Genomic DNA, 16,410 nt, shown 5'->3' on the forward strand with positions numbered 1-16,410 from the left:
TACATTAAAACAAGGAGCGGCAATGTATTACGGGTTTGATATTGGTGGAACGAAAATTGCGCTAGGCGTGTTTGATAGCGGTCGGCAGTTGCAGTGGGAAAAGCGGGTGCCGACACCGCGTGACAGCTATGACGCATTTTTAGATGCAGTGTGCGAACTGGTGGCCGAAGCCGATCAGCGTTTTGGCTGTAAAGGTTCTGTCGGCATCGGTATTCCGGGAATGCCGGAAACAGAAGATGGCACGCTGTATGCCGCCAATGTCCCCGCCGCCAGCGGTAAACCGCTGCGTGCCGATCTGAGCGCCCGCCTTGAACGCGATGTGCGCCTTAATAACGACGCCAACTGCTTTGCCCTTTCTGAAGCTTGGGACGATGAATTTACCCAATATCCACTGGTGATGGGACTGATCCTGGGGACTGGCGTTGGCGGTGGACTGGTATTCAACGGTAAACCGGTAACGGGTAAAAGCTATATTACGGGTGAATTTGGGCATATGCGTCTGCCGGTCGATGCGTTAACCATGATGGGACTGGATTTCCCGTTACGCCGTTGCGGTTGTGGCCAGCATGGCTGTATCGAGAATTATCTTTCTGGTCGCGGTTTTGCGTGGCTGTATCAACATTATTATCATCAACCGTTGCAGGCTCCAGAGATTATTGCGCTTTACGATCAAGGCGATGAGCAGGCAAGGGCGCACGTTGAGCGTTATCTGGATTTATTAGCGGTTTGTCTGGGAAATATCCTGACTATCATTGACCCTGATTTGCTGGTCATTGGTGGCGGGTTATCCAATTTCCCGGCAATCACAACGCAACTAACGGACAGGTTGCCTCGTCATCTCTTACCTGTAGCTCGTGTCCCACGCATTGAGCGTGCGCGTCACGGGGATGCAGGAGGAATGCGTGGAGCTGCCTTCTTACATCTTACCGATTAATCAATAGAGGTTGCTATGCTGTCGCGTCGGGGTCATCGGTTAAGTCGTTTTCGTAAAAACAAACGCCGCCTGCACGAGCGTTTGCGTCAGCGTATTTTTTTCAGAGATAAAGTGGTGCCGGAAGCAATGGAAAAACCAAGAGTACTCGTACTGACAGGGGCAGGCATTTCTGCGGAATCAGGTATTCGTACCTTTCGCGCTGCAGACGGCCTGTGGGAAGAACATCGTGTAGAAGATGTCGCGACGCCAGAAGGCTTTAACCGCGATCCTGAACTGGTACAGGCATTTTATAACGCCCGTCGCCGTCAACTACAGCAGCCAGAAATTCAACCTAACGCTGCGCATCTTGCATTGGCAAAACTGCAAGACGCCTTGGGCGATCACTTTTTGCTGGTGACGCAGAATATCGATAACCTGCATGAACGCGCGGGCAATACCAATGTGATTCATATGCATGGGGAATTGCTGAAAGTACGCTGTACGCAAAGCGGGCAGGTGCTCGACTGGACGGGCGATGTCACGCCAGAAGATAAATGCCATTGCTGCCAGTTTCCGGCACCGCTGCGCCCACACGTGGTGTGGTTTGGTGAAATGCCGTTCGGTATGGATGAAATCTATATGGCGTTATCTATGGCGGATATTTTCATTGCTATTGGCACGTCCGGGCATGTTTATCCGGCAGCAGGATTTGTCCACGAAGCGAAGCTGCATGGCGCGCATACGGTTGAACTGAACCTTGAACCGAGCCAGGTTGGCAATGAGTTTGCCGAGAAATATTACGGCCCGGCAAGTCAGGTCGTGCCAGAGTTTGTTGAGAAGTTGCTGAAGGGATTATAAAGCAGAAGTCATTGCCTGATGCGCTACGCTTATCGGGCCTATAAAAGGGCACAATTAATTGAATTTGTGGGTTTTGTAGGCCGGATAAGGCGTTCACGCCGCATCCGGCATAATACACGCGCATTTTACCGACCTCTTTTAACTTTTACTCGGCCATAACAGCGCAGCAAAAAACGTACAGACACTAATCAGCACCGCCCAGAGCGGCGATATTCTGGCAATCGTAAAGCTATTATCGATACACAGGCATAAAGCCTGATAGCCCATATTGGCAACAGTCATAGCTATTGCAAATTTTAGCGCATAAATAAAACGTGTCGTGTAGTAAAAGATCCTGGAAAATAAGACAAACGCTGCAGCCCAGGAGATAAAACCTAATGTCGAGGTGCTGCCTGGCGGATCACTCTCATGCTTTTGTTCGGGATGCGGATAATATGTCAGTGGCGGCGTCGGTTGTTTTAATATCTGTGCTTGTAAAATATCCAGTGCATTATTCATACCCTGATACCAGAGATCAGCATTTAAATAAGCCAGTGTGTAATTTTCTATCAGCCGTCCCAGATGTTTATCGTCCATACTGCTTTCAACCTGGCCGTTGGTTATCACAATTAACCGTGGCTCCCGGGTAGTAAAGATTAACAGAACACTCCCTTTTACATCAGTCAATGAAGATGACGCATGCGCCAGCATCGCTTTGCCATTTTTCCTGAGACTGGTTTCATTGATGTCAGGAACAACCACGATAAATGGCGCAATCCCGGTTTGTTGACGAAAGATCTCCGCTTTACGCGCGATATCCTCGCCATCGGGAACGGTGCCAGTGGTATCCGTAAAGAATGTTTTCATTACGGGTATTACAGGCTGGCTTATTCCCGCCAGTGGCAGAAAAATCAGTAAGTAAAGCAATATAAATAACTTTTTCATTGACGGGATTTCCTTTTCCTGCGCGTCTTTTTAGAGGAGGGCATACTGATTAATAAACCGACGGCGATAAAAATAACGCCCATCATGCCGATAAATCCCCATTTGAAAAAATTAACCCACGGGTTATTTATTTCAGCCTTTTCAGGATGTCCTGGAGGATAATAAACATTAACTTTATCGCCTTCGCTGTCTTCATAAAAAGTACTACCGATACTCGAATTGAAAATGAGCGTGTAGTCTGGCGTAGGACGAAATGCGACAACAGGATGCCATGAACCATCATTACCGATCTGGCGTGAATTGTGCCAGACGGTATCAACAATGATCCCTTCGGTATGTACAGTATTTTTGCTGTAGGTGAACTGGTTATAAAAGATAACAATAGAAATAAGGAGGAGTATCAGACCGACTCCAGGGAAAACGCGGGATAAAATTTGATTGTCCTGACTCATAAGCAACATCCTTGCTTAATAAAAAAGCGGGCGGTAATAACTCCGCCCGCTTGCTGAATTAACGTCCTGCTTTCAGCTTCTGATAATACTCTTCATAAATGCTGCTGGCTGAGCCAACGTCACTCTGCCATTCGCCATTTTTGATGGTTTCGGCATCCGGATAGAGGGTCTTGTCGTTCGCCACTTCCGGGCTTAACAGTTTACGTGCGGCGAGGTTTGGTGTTGGATAACCAATAGTTTCCGCAACCTGTTTTGCCACATCCGGACGTAGCAGGAAGTTGATCAGTTTCAGCGCGCCTTCTTTGTTTTTGGCATTTGCCGGAATAGCCAGACTGTCCATCCAGAAAATGCCGCCTTCTTTCGGCCAGACCACGTCAATTGGCGTGCCTGCCTGACGGGCAACGAAAGCAGAACCGTTCCAGATCATGCCGAGGTTAACTTCGCCTTCCATGTACGGGTTAGCCGGGTTATCGGAGTTAAACGCCGCTACGTTTGGCATCAGCTTTTTCAGCTCGTTATACGCGGCTTCAATCTCTTTCGGATCGGTGGTGTTGCCAGAATAACCCAGCTTACGCAGTGCCATCTGGAACACTTCACGGGCGTCGTCGGTCAGCAGCAGGCTGCCTTTGTATTCAGGCTTCCACAAATCGGCCCAGCTCGTCACGGATTTCGGATCAACCGCATCACCGTTAACGCCAATCGCCGTCGCGCCCCAGATATACGGAATGGAGTAATCGTTATTCGGGTCAAATGGCTTGTTGAGCATTTCTGGATCGAGGTTGCTGAAGTTCGTTAACTTCGACTTGTCGATCTTCTGGATCATCCCTTCTTTACGCATTTTATCGACGTAATAGGTTGAAGGAACCACCAGGTCATAAGCACCGTCTTTGTACGTTTTCAGCTTGGCGTACATGGTTTCATTCGACTCATAAGTCGAATAGATAACTTTAATGCCGGTTTCTTTAGTGAACTGTTCCAGCAGTCCTGGCGGTACGTACTCGGTCCAGTTGTAGAAATACAGCGTGTTGTTGTCATCGGCGTGAGCGGCGCTCATGCCCAGTGCCAGAGCACCCGCCGCGAGCAGGTGGCGTGACCATTTTTTCATTTAACGTCCCCTGTGTTACCTTTCGTTTTATCACGAGCAATAAGCTGGCTGGCAATCACCATCACCAGCGACAGCACCAGTAAAATGGTTGCCAGCGCGTTAACTTCCGGCGATACGCCGACTTTGACCATCGAATAAATTTTTAACGGCAGAATTTCATAGCTCGGCCCGGTGACAAACGACGAAACTACCACATCGTCCATGGACAGGGTAAAGCTTAACACCCAACCCGCCGCCACCGCTGGCATTGCCAGTGGCAGAATGATTTTCCGCAGAATGGTGAACTCGCTGGCACCGAGATCTTTCGCTGCTTCCAGCATCCGCACATCAAAGCCTTTCAGACGCGAATACACCGTCACCACCACAAATGGCAGGCAGAAGGTAATGTGTGAGAACAGCAGCGACCAGAAGCCAAGCTGAATACCCAGCAGCATAAACAGCACCAGCAGGGAAATCGCCATCACGATATCTGGCGACATCATTACCACAAACAGCATCCCGCTAACGAATGGCTTACCGCGGAAGCGATAGCGGTACAGCGCAACAGCCGTCAGTGAGCCAATAAGCGTAGCGAATGTCGCTGAAAACACCGCCATCGTCAGTGAATGTTGCGCTGCTTGTAACAGACTATCGTTGTTCATCAGCAGGCTATACCATTTGGTGGTAAAACCCTGCCAGTTGATGCCAAAGCGCGAGCTGTTAAAGGAGTTCACAATCAAAATGATGATTGGAATATACAGGTACGCATAGATAGCGGTCATAAAACCGCCGCGGAGCAGTCGACCGATCATTCGAGTTCCACCTTCTTGTTCAGCAAACGAGAAGCGCGCCAGTAAACCAGCAGCATCAGACCCATTACGATAGTCAGGGTAATACTGGTCGCGGCACCAAACGGCCAGTCGCGAATGTTGAGGAACTGCACTTTGATGACGTTACCGATCAGCAGGTTTTTCGCACCGCCCATCAGGTCAGAAACATAGAACAGGCCCATTGCTGGCAGCATCACCAACAGACATCCGGCAATAATCCCCGGCATGGTCAGTGGGATGATGATGCGGATAAAAGTCTGCAACTTGCTGGCACCGAGATCGCGAGCCGCTTCCAGTAATGGCTTATCCAGCTTTTCAATACTGGAATAAAGTGGCATCACCATAAACGGCAACAGGATATATACCAGACCGATAATCACCGCGCTGGGGGTGAACATGATGCGAATTGGGGTATCAATAACGCCCAGCCACAGCAAGAACTCGTTGAGATAGCCTTTGGTGCTGAGGAAAATTTTCAGGCCATAGATACGAATCAGTGAGTTGGTCCAGAACGGCACAATCAACAGAAACAGTAACAGCGGACGCACCTTGTGTGGCAGTTTAGCCAGAAACCAGGCAAACGGGTAGCCCAGCACCAGGCAGGCTATAGTCGCGATCAGCGCCATATTCAGTGAGTGCAGCAGCACTTCAAAATAGAGCGGATCGAGCAGACGGGCGTAGTTCTCCAGCGTAAAAACCATTTTGACGAAACTGGCGTCGTCGCGGGTCAAAAAGCTGGTGCCAATGATCATCAGGTTGGGCAGAAAGACAAACAACACAAGCCAACCGACAATAGTGACAATCACTACATTCTGGAACTTACTTGTGTTCTTCATCAGCCAGTACAACCTCCCAGCTTTCTACCCAATTAATGGCCATTTTCTGGTCGAGAGAATGGTCAAAGTCAGGATCGTCTTCATTAAAGAATTCGCTGACCATCACCATCTTGCCATTTTCCAGTTCGACAACTGATTCCAGCGTCATACCTTTGTAGTTGCGTTCGCGAACGTAGCCAATCAGCCCTTCGACGTGGTTGTCATCGTTGATTTCGTCAACGCGTAAGTCTTCCGGGCGCAGCAAAACATGCAACTTTTGCCCTGGTTCAACAGCGAAGTTAACGTAGATATTACATTCGCGGCCTTCAACGTTGGCTCGTACGCGTTGTTCGTCGAGACGCTCGATCACCGTGGCGTTGAACATATTGATTTCGCCAATGAATCCGGCAACAAACAAGTTTTTCGGCTCTTCGTAAATTTCACGCGGCGTGCCGTCTTGTTCAATGCGACCATCGCGCATCACCACAATTCTGTCCGACATGGTGAGCGCTTCTTCCTGATCGTGGGTGACGAAAACGAAAGTAATGCCAAGCTTACGCTGTAAAGCTTTCAGCTCGTTCTGCATCTGTTTACGCAGTTTGTAATCCAGCGCGGAGAGCGATTCATCCAGCAGCAACAGGCGAGGCTTGTTAACCACCGCGCGGGCAATGGCTACGCGTTGCTGTTGACCGCCAGAGAGTTGATGCGGTTTGCGTTGAGCGAAGGTCTCCAGTTGCACCATCCGCAGAGCCTCCATCACGCGAGGCGTAATTTCAGCAGCGGGGGTTTTTTGCATACGCAAGCCAAAGGCCACATTTTCGAACACGGTCATGTGGGGGAATAGCGCGTAGCTTTGGAAAACGGTGTTCACATAGCGGTTTTCCGCCGGAACGTGGGTGATGTCCTCGTTATCCAGCATGATGCGTCCAGAATCAACAGTTTCCAGACCTGCAATCAGGCGAAGAACGGTTGTTTTACCGCAGCCAGAAGGGCCAAGCAGCGTAAGGAACTCGCCATTGTTGATAGTCAGATCCAACTGCGGAATGACTTCTTTACCATCAAAACATTTGCGAATTCCCGCCAATTGCACCAGCGGTGAAAGCGAACTCGGTTGTTTATTCAATTTTTTACTCTGTCCCATGTAAACGCAACGGATGGCTTACCGATGCGGGGTTTGTGGTTAACCACCTTGGTGACTCTTAATGAGGGCGGTAATTCTACGGCAAACCATCGTAATCGCCAATCCTTGTTGTGAATTACTGGCTTAGCTTTATATTGATTAAGGTAATGTTGATAAATATTCCCGCTTGCAGGGGTAAAAGTGACCTGACGCAATATTTGTCTTTTCTTGCTTCTTAATAATGTTGTCACGAAAAGTGAGGGTGACTACATGGATAAACTACTTGAGCGTTTTTTGAACTACGTATCTCTGGATACCCAATCAAAAGCGGGGGTGAGACAGGTTCCCAGCACGGAAGGCCAGTGGAAGTTATTGCATCTGTTGAAAGATCAGCTTGAAGAGATGGGGCTTATCAATGTGACCTTAAGTGAGAAGGGCACATTGATGGCGACGTTACCGGCTAACGTTCCAGGCGATATTCCGGCGATTGGCTTTATTTCTCATGTGGATACCTCTCCGGATTGCAGCGGTAAAAATGTAAATCCGCAAATTGTTGAAAACTATCGCGGTGGTGACATCGCGCTGGGTATCGGTGATGAAGTCTTATCACCGGTGATGTTCCCGGTTCTGCATCAACTATTGGGGCAGACGTTGATCACCACCGATGGTAAAACCTTGTTAGGTGCAGATGATAAAGCGGGTATCGCAGAAATCATGACCGCGCTGGCAGTATTGCAGCAGAAAAACATTCCACACGGCGATATTCGCATCGCCTTTACGCCAGATGAAGAGGTGGGCAAAGGGGCAAAACACTTTGATGTTGAAGCCTTTGATGCTCGTTGGGCTTATACCGTTGATGGCGGTGGCGTAGGTGAACTGGAGTTTGAAAACTTTAATGCCGCATCGGTGAATATCAAAATAGTCGGCAACAACGTTCACCCTGGCTCGGCAAAAGGCGTGATGGTTAATGCGCTGTCACTGGCAGCACGCATTCATGCGGAAGTTCCGGCGGATGAAAGCCCGGAAACTACCGAAGGTTATGAAGGTTTTTATCACCTGACGAGCATGAAAGGCACCGTTGAGCGTGCCGATATGCACTACATCATTCGTGATTTCGACCGTAAACAGTTTGAAGCGCGTAAACGTAAGATGATGGAAATTGCCAAGAAAGTGGGCAAAGGGCTACACCCTGACTGCTACATTGAACTGGTGATTGAAGACAGCTACTACAATATGCGCGAGAAAATCGTTGAGCATCCACATATTCTTGATATCGCCCAGCAGGCGATGCGCGATTGCGATATTGAACCGGATCTGAAACCGATCCGTGGCGGCACCGACGGTGCACAGTTGTCATTTATGGGATTGCCGTGCCCGAACCTGTTTACCGGCGGTTATAACTATCATGGTAAACATGAGTTTGTGACCCTGGAAGGAATGGAAAAAGCGGTGCAGGTGATCGTGCGTATTGCCGAGTTAACGGCGCAACGGAAGTAAGCGAAAAGGGATGCGGCATGTGATGCCGCATCCGGCTTAGATTCAAACTTATCCTTCGAAGAACCAATACCCGCTATTGACCAGCGCCGCGAGCATCGCGAGGAACGATGGATCTTCCAGCGCATCGCCAAAATTCTCGGCGGTCAGAGCAATATTGCTGGCGAGTGCCTCCAGCGCCGGACGGTGTGGAGAATCGATCTTTTCACCATTAGCATATACTTCATCACCAATACGCAACACGCGCAGACCACCCAGACGTACCAGTACATCACCTTGTTTCAGCGCGTCGTATATTTCATCCGGTTGATAAGGCGGTTCTGGCGGAGCGATATCCAGTTCATGCCGTGACTGGGAGATAAACTCGCCAAACCACTGTTTAAAGTGTTCTGGCTGGTTGATCAATTCAAGCATCATCTCACGCAGTTTATCCATCTCCTGCGGCAGAACGTCCGCCGGATGGGCGCGAGGAGGGATATCCGGATCACTGTAATAATTACCGCCCAGTTCACGTTGCAGAACATAATCGGCAAAACCGCTGATCAGCTCCCGCGTATTCGGTGCACGAAAACCGACAGAATAGTTCATCGCATTTTCCAGCGCGTAGCCTTCGTGCGGGAATCCTGGCGGAATATAAAGAATATCGCCTGGCTCCAGTTCTTCGTCGATAATTGCTTCAAACGGCTCGACCTGTAGCAGATCCGGATGCGGGCAGTGTTGCTTCATCTGCAGCTTTTCACCCACCCGCCAACGACGACGACCGGTGCCCTGAATAATAAAAACGTCGTACTGATCGAGATGTGGACCGACGCCGCCGCCAGGTACGGAAAATGAGATCATCAGGTCGTCAATGCGCCAGTCTGGTAATTCACGGAACGGACGCATCAGCGCGGCGGTTGGCTCATGCCAGTGATTCACTGCCTGCACCAGCAATGACCAGTTGGTCTCACCGAGATGATCGTAGCTTTCGAATGGACCGTGGCTGACCTGCCATTTGCCATCCTGATGACTGACCAGCCGACTGTCGACTTCCGTTTCCATTGCCAGACCTGCCAGCTCGTCTGGAGAGATCGGGTCAATAAAATTATTAAAGCCGCGTTTTAACACCACCGGACGTTTCTGCCAGTGGCGTTTAAGAAAATCGGGCCAGTTAAGGGTAAGTTGGTATTCCATATTAAGCGTCCATAGGCGGGTATCTGCAACCGATTATAACGGATGCTTAACGTAATGCGTGAAGAAAGGGCATATTTATTCACCCTTTGGTGCAGAATGCTGGCGACCAAAAATGACCTCCATTCGCGCGCCGCCGAGCATACTCTCTCCGGCGATGATTTTTCCGTCGTATTGCTCGGTAATTTCACGGGCGACAGCCAGACCAACACCTTGTCCGGGACGCAAAGTATCTATACGTTGGCCGCGGTCGAAAATGACTTCACGCTTGCTTAATGGAATTCCCGGGCCGTCATCCTCGACCACAATATAGAGATGATCTTCGGTTTGCCTCGCTGAAATTTCCACGAACTCAAGACAGTATTTACAGGCGTTATCCAGTACGTTGCCCATCACTTCGACAAAGTCATTCTGCTCGCCAACAAAACTGATTTCTGGCGAAATATCGAGAGAAATATTGACCCCTTTACGCTGATACACTTTGTTCAGCGCCGAGGTGAGATTGTCCAGTAACGGGGCAACGGGATGCAGTTCGCGGCTAAGCAGCGTTCCACCGCGCATACTGGCGCGATGCAGGTAGTAGCCGATTTGTTGTGAAATACGGCTGATTTGCTCCAGCATTACCGGCTCAGCATCACTGACGCTCATCTTTTCACTACGCAAAGAACGCAGCGTACTTTGCAGTACCGCCAGTGGTGTTTTCAGGCTGTGCGTCAGGTCGGTGAGCGTTGTGCGGTATTTGTCGTAACGTTCACGCTCACTCTTTAATAGCCGGTTCAGGTTACGCACCAGACTGGTCAGTTCTCGTGTCGTGGCTGGGTTGAGCAATTCGCGGTTATGTTCTTCCAGTTCGCGGACTTCTTTTGCCAGGGCTTCGATGGGGCGTAAACTCCACCAGGCGGCGACCCATAACAGAGGGATCACTAACAGCAGGTTGGCTGAGAGCACGTAGACAAACCAGCTCCACACCATATAGGAACTTTTAAGCTCCACCGGAATAGTATCCACCACCACAATGGTTAACTTCGGCATCCGCGACGTTGCCGGGTAGATGTTCACCGCCACCGAGTGGGTCATCTCTGCGTCGTCGTCATCTTCTCGTACTTCCTGTAACTGTTGCTGTATCGAATGATCTTCACTCAGCAAGATGCTGGTGTCGTTAACATCCGCTTCGATTTCATGGAAGCCATTTGATTTCAGCCAGTCAGGCTGGATCATTTTCATCAGCCAGGGAACGTCACGCTGCGCCCATAAAAGTTGCCCGTTCTCATCATAAATTAGCGTCATGGTGGGGCTTTGCTTGTCGATATTTTCTGGTAACTCGACATGCAACTTATTGTTTTCCCACTTTGCGAGGGTATAGAACAAATTGCTCTCGCCGCGTAACAGGCGAAACGTGGTTTTATCGAAACTGACGCTATAACCGATCAGCGCGACCATTCCGTAGGCCAGCGAAAGCACCAATACTACCGCCGCCGTCGCTAACAGAAAACGTACCCGCAGCGAAAGCGGGAAAAAAAGACGCAGTAATTTTTTCATCAGCGCAATTCGAACAAATAACCCTGGCCGCGAACGGTGGTAATCACTTCTTGCGGATATTGCGCCTGAATTTTTTTGCGCAGACGCCCCATGAGTACATCAATGGTATGGCTTTCCCGCAATTCGGCGTCCGGGTAGAGTTGTAACATCAACGAATCTTTGCTGACCACTTTGCCATTATTACGAATCAACGTTTCCATAATGGTGTATTCAAACGCGGTCAGTTTGATCACTTCGTCATTAATCGATAGTTCACGGCGGGAAAGATCAACCTGAAACGGTGGCAGCGAAATAACCTGTGAAGCCAGACCACTATTACGACGCATTAATGCCTGCATCCGCGCCATCACCTCTTCAATATGAAACGGTTTAGTCACGTAATCGTCAGCGCCGGCGCTTAATACTTCGACTTTGTCCTGCCAGCTTTCACGGGCGGTTAATACCAGAATCGGCAGTGAAACATCATTGCTGCGCCAGCGGCGGATCAGTGACAGACCGTCTTCGTCAGGCAAACCGAGATCGACAATTGCAATATCTGGCAAATGTTCATTGAGATAATAATCTGCTTCTTTGGCATCTTCTGCGTCATCGACCTGATGACCAGCGTCCTGAATCTGAACTTTAAGATGGTGACGTAACAACGCATTGTCTTCGACAACCAGTACGCGCATTTTTATTTCTCCCTGTCTTAATTATTAAAATAGTGTAACGCGATTATGTGTTTATGGGAGTAAACATTAATTAAACCAGCGGGTAGGGGAGATAATACGGGAAAAGATCAGCTTAAGAAGCAGGCCGGACAGCATCGCCATCCGGCATTGATATGGGTGTTATTTCAGCTCATCCACCATTGTGATGGCGCGACCAATGTAGTTAGCAGGGGTCATCGCTTTCAGGCGCGCTTTCTCTTCTTCCGGCAGCGCCAGACCGTCGATAAATTGCTTCATGCCTTCGGCGTCAACGCGTTTACCGCGAGTCAGTTCTTTCAGCTTCTCGTACGGTTTTTCGATGCCATAGCGACGCATAACTGTCTGGATCGGCTCAGCCAGCACTTCCCAGTTGTGATCCAGTTCATCCAGCAGATGGTCACGGTTCACTTCCAGTTTGCTCACGCCTTTCAGGGTGGACTGGTAAGCAATTAGCGCATAACCGATGCCCACTCCGAGGTTACGTAGCACGGTAGAGTCGGTCAGGTCACGCTGCCAACGGGAAACCGGCAGTTTGCTGGCCAGGTGCTGCAACACCGCGTTGGAAAGCCCCAGGTTACCTTCGGAGTTTTCGAAGTCGATTGGGTTAACCTTGTGCGGCATGGTGGAAGAACCAATCTCACCGGCGATGGTTTTCTGTTTGAAATGGTTAAGGGCGATATAACCCCAGACGTCACGGTCAAAGTCGATCAGAATGGTGTTAAAGCGCGCGATGCAATCAAACAGTTCGGCAATGTAGTCGTGTGGTTCAATCTGGGTGGTGTACGGGTTCCACTGAATACCCAGTGAGGTGACAAACTCTTCACTGAACTGATGCCAGTCAACTTCCGGATACGCGGCGATGTGGGCATTATAGTTACCGACCGCGCCGTTGATTTTGCCGAGGATTTCCACCTGATTAAGCTGGCGGAACTGGCGCTCCATACGATAAGCGACGTTAGCCATCTCTTTACCGATGGTTGACGGTGTCGCTGGCTGACCGTGGGTACGGGATAGCAGCGGAATATCGCGATACTGAACAGCCAGATCTTTAATGCCGTCAATCAGTTGACGCCAGTACGGCAGGATCACTTCATCACGCGCGGTTTTCAGCATCAATGCGTGGGAGAGGTTGTTGATGTCTTCTGAGGTGCAGGCAAAGTGAATAAATTCAGAAACTGCGTGCAGTTCTGGGATCTCAGCCACTTTTTCTTTCAGGAAATACTCAACCGCTTTAACGTCGTGGTTAGTGGTACGCTCAATGGTTTTGATTCGCGCCGCATCTTCTTCACTGAAATTAGCGACGATTGCATCAAGGTAACCGATTGCGTCGGCAGCAAAAGCAGGAACTTCCTTGATCGCTGCGTGCGCGGCCAGTTTTTGCAGCCAACGTACTTCAACTTGTACACGGAATTTCAGCAAACCATATTCGCTGAAAATCCCGCGCAGCGCGCTGACTTTATCGCCGTAGCGTCCGTCGACAGGGGAAACGGCGGTCAGTGAGGATAATTCCATAGATCACAACTCCGGGGTTAAATGAGCAAGAATTTGTTTTGCCTGAGTGGTCAGGCGATTACGAGAAAACATCAGTTGTAGACGTCCGCCGCCAACCTGGTGCCAGAGCACGGCGGCGCGAATGCCTGCCAGCAGGGTAGCGCGAACTTTCGCCTGCACCTGTGGGCTTTGCAGTACGGCAGGGGAACCGGTGACCTGAATACGTGGGCCAAGTGGGCTGATAACATCAACATAAATAGCAGCCATTGCGCTCATCAGCGTTTCCGACTGTAAATCGAAATGTTCGAGCTGGCGTTGCAGGCCGTTAATCCGGTTACCCAGAGTGTCGAGCGCACCTTTGGCAGACGAGAGTTTGCGCTCAAGCACCATCAGGCTAAGGGTGTAGCGGGTTAACTCAGCGTTTAAGCCCTGGCGACTGCTGGCATTGAGCACGCCGAGCAGGGTTTCCAGCCCGACGCGCAGGTTGGCTTCGCTGCCGCCAAAAACCGCCAGCGTGGAGCTGGGGTTCACATCGATAATACTGTTGAGTGAGACGTGTAGCGCATCGGCATCACAATGCCCCTGGTGAGCAAGCTGTTGTACCAGGCGTGCCGCCTGACAAATACCGGCCAGGGCGAGGGTGATGTCATAGTAATTCTTTGCCACGTTCACTGCTTCCTTGTTTTAAGTAAGAAAATAATCAGACTGGCAGCGGCAGACGCTGCTCAATGATGCCGCCGCCGAGGCACACTTCACCGTTATAGAAGACGGCGGATTGACCTGGAGTGACGGCCGCAACCGGCTCATCGAAAATCACTTCAATGCGATCATCATCCAGCGCCTTGACGGTGCATGGAATGTCAGTCTGGCGGTAGCGGGTTTTCACCGTGCAACGCATAGTGCCGGTGAAAGGTTCGCGATCGACCCAGTGCAGTTGCTGGGCAATCAATCCGACAGACATCAGACGTGGGTGTTCATGACCCTGCGCAACAATCAGAATGTTGTTCTCGACGTCTTTATCCACCACGTACCACGGCTCTTCAGTGCCGTCTTTGGTGCCACCGATGCCCAGGCCTTTACGCTGTCCGAGGGTGTGATACATCAGTCCCTGGTGCTCGCCAATCTCATCACCATCGACAGTAATGATTTTTCCCGGTTGCGCCGGGAGATAACGGCCAAGAAACTCGCGGAATTTACGTTCACCGATAAAGCAGATCCCGGTAGAATCTTTTTTCTTCGCGGTGACCAGACCGAGATCTTCCGCAATCTTACGTACCTGCGGTTTTTCCAGTTCGCCAACCGGGAACAGGCTTTGCGCTATCTGCTCATGGCTAAGTGTATAAAGGAAGTAGCTCTGGTCTTTGTTGCTGTCCAGACCACGCAGCAGGCGGCTCTTGCCATTGACATCTGCACGACGAACGTAATGACCGGTAGCGATATAATCGGCACCTAAATCTTCGGCGGCAAATTCGAGGAAGGCTTTAAATTTGATCTCTTTGTTGCACAGAATATCCGGGTTCGGCGTGCGACCCGCTTTATATTCAGCAAGGAACAGTTCAAAGACGTTGTCCCAGTACTCGGCTGCAAAGTTGACAGTGTGCAGTTCAATGCCGAGCTTATCGCAGACAGCCTGGGCATCAGCCAGATCCGCTGCCGCCGTGCAATATTCCTCACCGTCGTCTTCTTCCCAGTTCTTCATAAACAGGCCTTCGACCTGATATCCCTGTTGTTGCAACAGCCAGGCAGAAACGGAGGAATCGACGCCGCCGGACATGCCGACGATCACTTTTTTTGCGGTTTCAGACATTGGATTACTCACGACATTGAACTTCAAGGCGGCGTATTCTATCACGCAGCCTTTTAGATGACACCCTTTGTAAAAGGCCAGTTAAACTCGCCAATCATCTCCAGCGGATAATGTTGCCCGCTTTGATAACAACGAATACTTTCTGCCACTAATGGCGAGCGCAGATTTGGTGCCTGTAAAATCTCTTCAGCACTGACCCAACGGCAACAGTCGATATCACTGTCATGAGGGTGTGTTGGGCATATTTGCTCAAGCTCAATGGCAAACAGGAAGCGCAAAAATGGCGTCTTATCCGGCGCAATCCACTGATGCATACGGATGAAATATTGCGGTTGCGCGCTGATGCCGGTTTCTTCCCACAGCTCACGCGCCGCTGCTTCTGTTAATGTTTCATCCGCCTCCAGATGCCCGGCGGGTTGGTTCCATAACGCTTTACCATTAATCGTCTCTTCAACGACTAAAAATTTGCCTTCTGCGTGCACCACGCAGGCAACGGTAACGTGCGGTTTAAACATTTTGCGTCCTTATTCTGTCGCTTCTCGCCATTCGCCATTGGCAAGATTATCCAGCGTGTAATTACCCATCGCATAGCGAATCAGTCGCAGCGTGGGGAAACCAACATGGGCGGTCATGCGGCGCACCTGGCGATTACGTCCTTCATATAAGGTGATCTTAAGCCAGGAGGTAGGAATACTTTTACGCTCACGAATTGGTGGATTACGTGGCCATAACCACTCCGGTTCTTCAACCAGTTCCACACCTGCGGGCAGGGTAGGGCCATCATTTAAGGTTACGCCATTGCGTAAGGCTTCAAGTACGTCTTGCGTGGGAATGCCTTCCACCTGCACATAATAGATTTTTCCGGTGCGTTTGCCCGGCTGGGTTAAACGCGCCTGTAACGCGCCATTATTCGTCAGCACCAGTAACCCTTCGCTATCTCTGTCGAGACGACCTGCCGCATAAACGCCCTGAACAGGGATGAATTCTTTTAATGTTTTGCGCCCGGCTTCATCGGTGAACTGCGGAAGAACATCGTAGGGTTTATTGAACAGGATCACGCGCGTGGGCTGGTTTTCAGGTTTGCGCCTGGTGGAACGTTGCGAGCTGAATCGCTTAACCTGGTGATTTCTAAAAGAAGTTTTTTGCATGGTATTTTCAGGGTTTATGAATTGCCGCATTATAGCCTAATAACGCGCATCTTTCATGACGACAAACAATAGGGTA

Annotated in this window: 17 protein-coding genes; 3 read left to right on the forward strand and 14 right to left on the reverse strand. The window is 50.1% G+C overall.

The features are described from left to right. Window positions 1-22: 22 nt before the first annotated feature. Window positions 23-934, forward strand: a complete 912-nt coding sequence (nagK, locus tag A31E_RS16890) for an N-acetylglucosamine kinase (protein WP_016248600.1) — start codon at window positions 23-25, stop codon at window positions 932-934. A 15-nt stretch (window positions 935-949) separates the two neighbouring features. Further along, entirely contained in the window at window positions 950-1,771 is an 822-nt protein-coding gene (gene cobB, locus A31E_RS16885; RefSeq protein WP_016248601.1) for a Sir2 family NAD+-dependent deacetylase, read from the forward strand. Between the two features lie 138 nt (window positions 1,772-1,909). On the opposite strand, the gene A31E_RS16880 is transcribed toward cobB, so the two are convergent. Genes A31E_RS16880 through potA form a run of 6 tightly spaced genes read right to left on the reverse strand, consistent with a single transcriptional unit; the run spans window position 1,910 to window position 7,017 of the window. Then, the gene (locus A31E_RS16880) at window positions 1,910-2,695 is read right to left on the reverse strand and encodes a TPM domain-containing protein (RefSeq protein ID WP_016248602.1); all 786 of its coding nucleotides are present in this window, start codon (window positions 2,693-2,695) and stop codon (window positions 1,910-1,912) included. Beyond that, window positions 2,692-3,147 carry a DUF3592 domain-containing protein gene (locus A31E_RS16875; protein WP_001516204.1) on the reverse strand — a complete coding sequence of 152 codons (456 nt, stop codon included), beginning with the start codon at window positions 3,145-3,147 and terminating at the stop codon, window positions 2,692-2,694. Before A31E_RS16875 ends, A31E_RS16880 begins: the two co-directional genes overlap by 4 nt. A 58-nt stretch (window positions 3,148-3,205) precedes the next feature. Further along, window positions 3,206-4,252, reverse strand: coding sequence for a spermidine/putrescine ABC transporter substrate-binding protein PotD (potD, locus tag A31E_RS16870; RefSeq protein WP_000759322.1), 1,047 nt, complete (start codon window positions 4,250-4,252; stop codon window positions 3,206-3,208). Further along, the gene (gene potC / locus A31E_RS16865; protein ID WP_000580316.1) at window positions 4,249-5,043 is read right to left on the reverse strand and encodes a spermidine/putrescine ABC transporter permease PotC; all 795 of its coding nucleotides are present in this window, start codon (window positions 5,041-5,043) and stop codon (window positions 4,249-4,251) included. The genes potD and potC overlap by 4 nt, the downstream gene beginning before the upstream one ends. After that, window positions 5,040-5,897 (reverse strand): spermidine/putrescine ABC transporter permease PotB, encoded by an 858-nt coding sequence (potB, locus tag A31E_RS16860; protein ID WP_000799418.1) that lies wholly within the window; start codon window positions 5,895-5,897, stop codon window positions 5,040-5,042. The genes potC and potB overlap by 4 nt, the downstream gene beginning before the upstream one ends. Beyond that, window positions 5,881-7,017 (reverse strand): spermidine/putrescine ABC transporter ATP-binding protein PotA, encoded by a 1,137-nt coding sequence (potA, locus tag A31E_RS16855; protein WP_000531593.1) that lies wholly within the window; start codon window positions 7,015-7,017, stop codon window positions 5,881-5,883. The genes potB and potA overlap by 17 nt, the downstream gene beginning before the upstream one ends. Window positions 7,018-7,266: 249 nt before the next feature. On the opposite strand from potA, the gene pepT reads away from it, so the two are divergent. Continuing rightward, the gene (gene pepT / locus A31E_RS16850; protein WP_016248603.1) at window positions 7,267-8,493 is read left to right on the forward strand and encodes a peptidase T; all 1,227 of its coding nucleotides are present in this window, start codon (window positions 7,267-7,269) and stop codon (window positions 8,491-8,493) included. Window positions 8,494-8,541: 48 nt separating this feature from the next. On the opposite strand, the gene roxA is transcribed toward pepT, so the two are convergent. From roxA to rluE, 8 genes are all read right to left on the reverse strand, one after another. Then, window positions 8,542-9,663: a [50S ribosomal protein L16]-arginine 3-hydroxylase gene (roxA, locus tag A31E_RS16845; RefSeq protein WP_000456528.1), complete on the reverse strand. Its 1,122-nt coding sequence runs from the start codon at window positions 9,661-9,663 to the stop codon at window positions 8,542-8,544. 75 nt (window positions 9,664-9,738) lie between these two features. After that, entirely contained in the window at window positions 9,739-11,199 is a 1,461-nt protein-coding gene (gene phoQ, locus A31E_RS16840; protein ID WP_001516207.1) for a two-component system sensor histidine kinase PhoQ, read from the reverse strand. Next, window positions 11,199-11,870, reverse strand: coding sequence for a two-component system response regulator PhoP (gene phoP / locus A31E_RS16835; RefSeq protein ID WP_001265481.1), 672 nt, complete (start codon window positions 11,868-11,870; stop codon window positions 11,199-11,201). The genes phoQ and phoP overlap by 1 nt, the downstream gene beginning before the upstream one ends. Window positions 11,871-12,029: 159 nt before the next feature. Next, window positions 12,030-13,400 (reverse strand): adenylosuccinate lyase, encoded by a 1,371-nt coding sequence (gene purB, locus A31E_RS16830; protein ID WP_000423722.1) that lies wholly within the window; start codon window positions 13,398-13,400, stop codon window positions 12,030-12,032. Window positions 13,401-13,403: 3 nt separating this feature from the next. Then, window positions 13,404-14,045, reverse strand: a complete 642-nt coding sequence (gene hflD, locus A31E_RS16825) for a high frequency lysogenization protein HflD (protein ID WP_001516208.1) — start codon at window positions 14,043-14,045, stop codon at window positions 13,404-13,406. Window positions 14,046-14,079: 34 nt separating this feature from the next. After that, window positions 14,080-15,186 carry a tRNA 2-thiouridine(34) synthase MnmA gene (gene mnmA / locus A31E_RS16820; RefSeq protein ID WP_001516209.1) on the reverse strand — a complete coding sequence of 369 codons (1,107 nt, stop codon included), beginning with the start codon at window positions 15,184-15,186 and terminating at the stop codon, window positions 14,080-14,082. Between the two features lie 53 nt (window positions 15,187-15,239). Further along, complete coding sequence (gene nudJ / locus A31E_RS16815; protein ID WP_000476079.1) at window positions 15,240-15,701, reverse strand: phosphatase NudJ; 462 nt, start codon at window positions 15,699-15,701, stop codon at window positions 15,240-15,242. Between the two features lie 9 nt (window positions 15,702-15,710). After that, complete coding sequence (rluE, locus tag A31E_RS16810; RefSeq protein ID WP_016248604.1) at window positions 15,711-16,364, reverse strand: 23S rRNA pseudouridine(2457) synthase RluE; 654 nt, start codon at window positions 16,362-16,364, stop codon at window positions 15,711-15,713. Window positions 16,365-16,410 lie beyond the last annotated feature (46 nt).

This window comes from Escherichia sp. KTE159, assembly GCF_000408805.1.
GTDB classification, from domain to species: domain Bacteria; phylum Pseudomonadota; class Gammaproteobacteria; order Enterobacterales; family Enterobacteriaceae; genus Escherichia; species Escherichia marmotae.

Excerpts from the sequence above, each read along its gene's own strand:
- nagK (WP_016248600.1), top strand. The coding sequence starts at position 23 with ATGTATTACGGGTTTGATATTGGTGGAACGAAAATTGCGCTAGGCGTG.
- cobB (WP_016248601.1), top strand. The coding sequence starts at position 950 with ATGCTGTCGCGTCGGGGTCATCGGTTAAGTCGTTTTCGTAAAAACAAA.
- A31E_RS16880 (WP_016248602.1), bottom strand. The coding sequence starts at position 2,695 with ATGAAAAAGTTATTTATATTGCTTTACTTACTGATTTTTCTGCCACTG.
- A31E_RS16875 (WP_001516204.1), bottom strand. The coding sequence starts at position 3,147 with ATGAGTCAGGACAATCAAATTTTATCCCGCGTTTTCCCTGGAGTCGGT.
- potD (WP_000759322.1), bottom strand. The coding sequence starts at position 4,252 with ATGAAAAAATGGTCACGCCACCTGCTCGCGGCGGGTGCTCTGGCACTG.
- potC (WP_000580316.1), bottom strand. The coding sequence starts at position 5,043 with ATGATCGGTCGACTGCTCCGCGGCGGTTTTATGACCGCTATCTATGCG.
- potB (WP_000799418.1), bottom strand. The coding sequence starts at position 5,897 with ATGAAGAACACAAGTAAGTTCCAGAATGTAGTGATTGTCACTATTGTC.
- potA (WP_000531593.1), bottom strand. The coding sequence starts at position 7,017 with ATGGGACAGAGTAAAAAATTGAATAAACAACCGAGTTCGCTTTCACCG.
- pepT (WP_016248603.1), top strand. The coding sequence starts at position 7,267 with ATGGATAAACTACTTGAGCGTTTTTTGAACTACGTATCTCTGGATACC.
- roxA (WP_000456528.1), bottom strand. The coding sequence starts at position 9,663 with ATGGAATACCAACTTACCCTTAACTGGCCCGATTTTCTTAAACGCCAC.
- phoQ (WP_001516207.1), bottom strand. The coding sequence starts at position 11,199 with ATGAAAAAATTACTGCGTCTTTTTTTCCCGCTTTCGCTGCGGGTACGT.
- phoP (WP_001265481.1), bottom strand. The coding sequence starts at position 11,870 with ATGCGCGTACTGGTTGTCGAAGACAATGCGTTGTTACGTCACCATCTT.
- purB (WP_000423722.1), bottom strand. The coding sequence starts at position 13,400 with ATGGAATTATCCTCACTGACCGCCGTTTCCCCTGTCGACGGACGCTAC.
- mnmA (WP_001516209.1), bottom strand. The coding sequence starts at position 15,186 with ATGTCTGAAACCGCAAAAAAAGTGATCGTCGGCATGTCCGGCGGCGTC.
- nudJ (WP_000476079.1), bottom strand. The coding sequence starts at position 15,701 with ATGTTTAAACCGCACGTTACCGTTGCCTGCGTGGTGCACGCAGAAGGC.
- rluE (WP_016248604.1), bottom strand. The coding sequence starts at position 16,364 with ATGCGGCAATTCATAAACCCTGAAAATACCATGCAAAAAACTTCTTTT.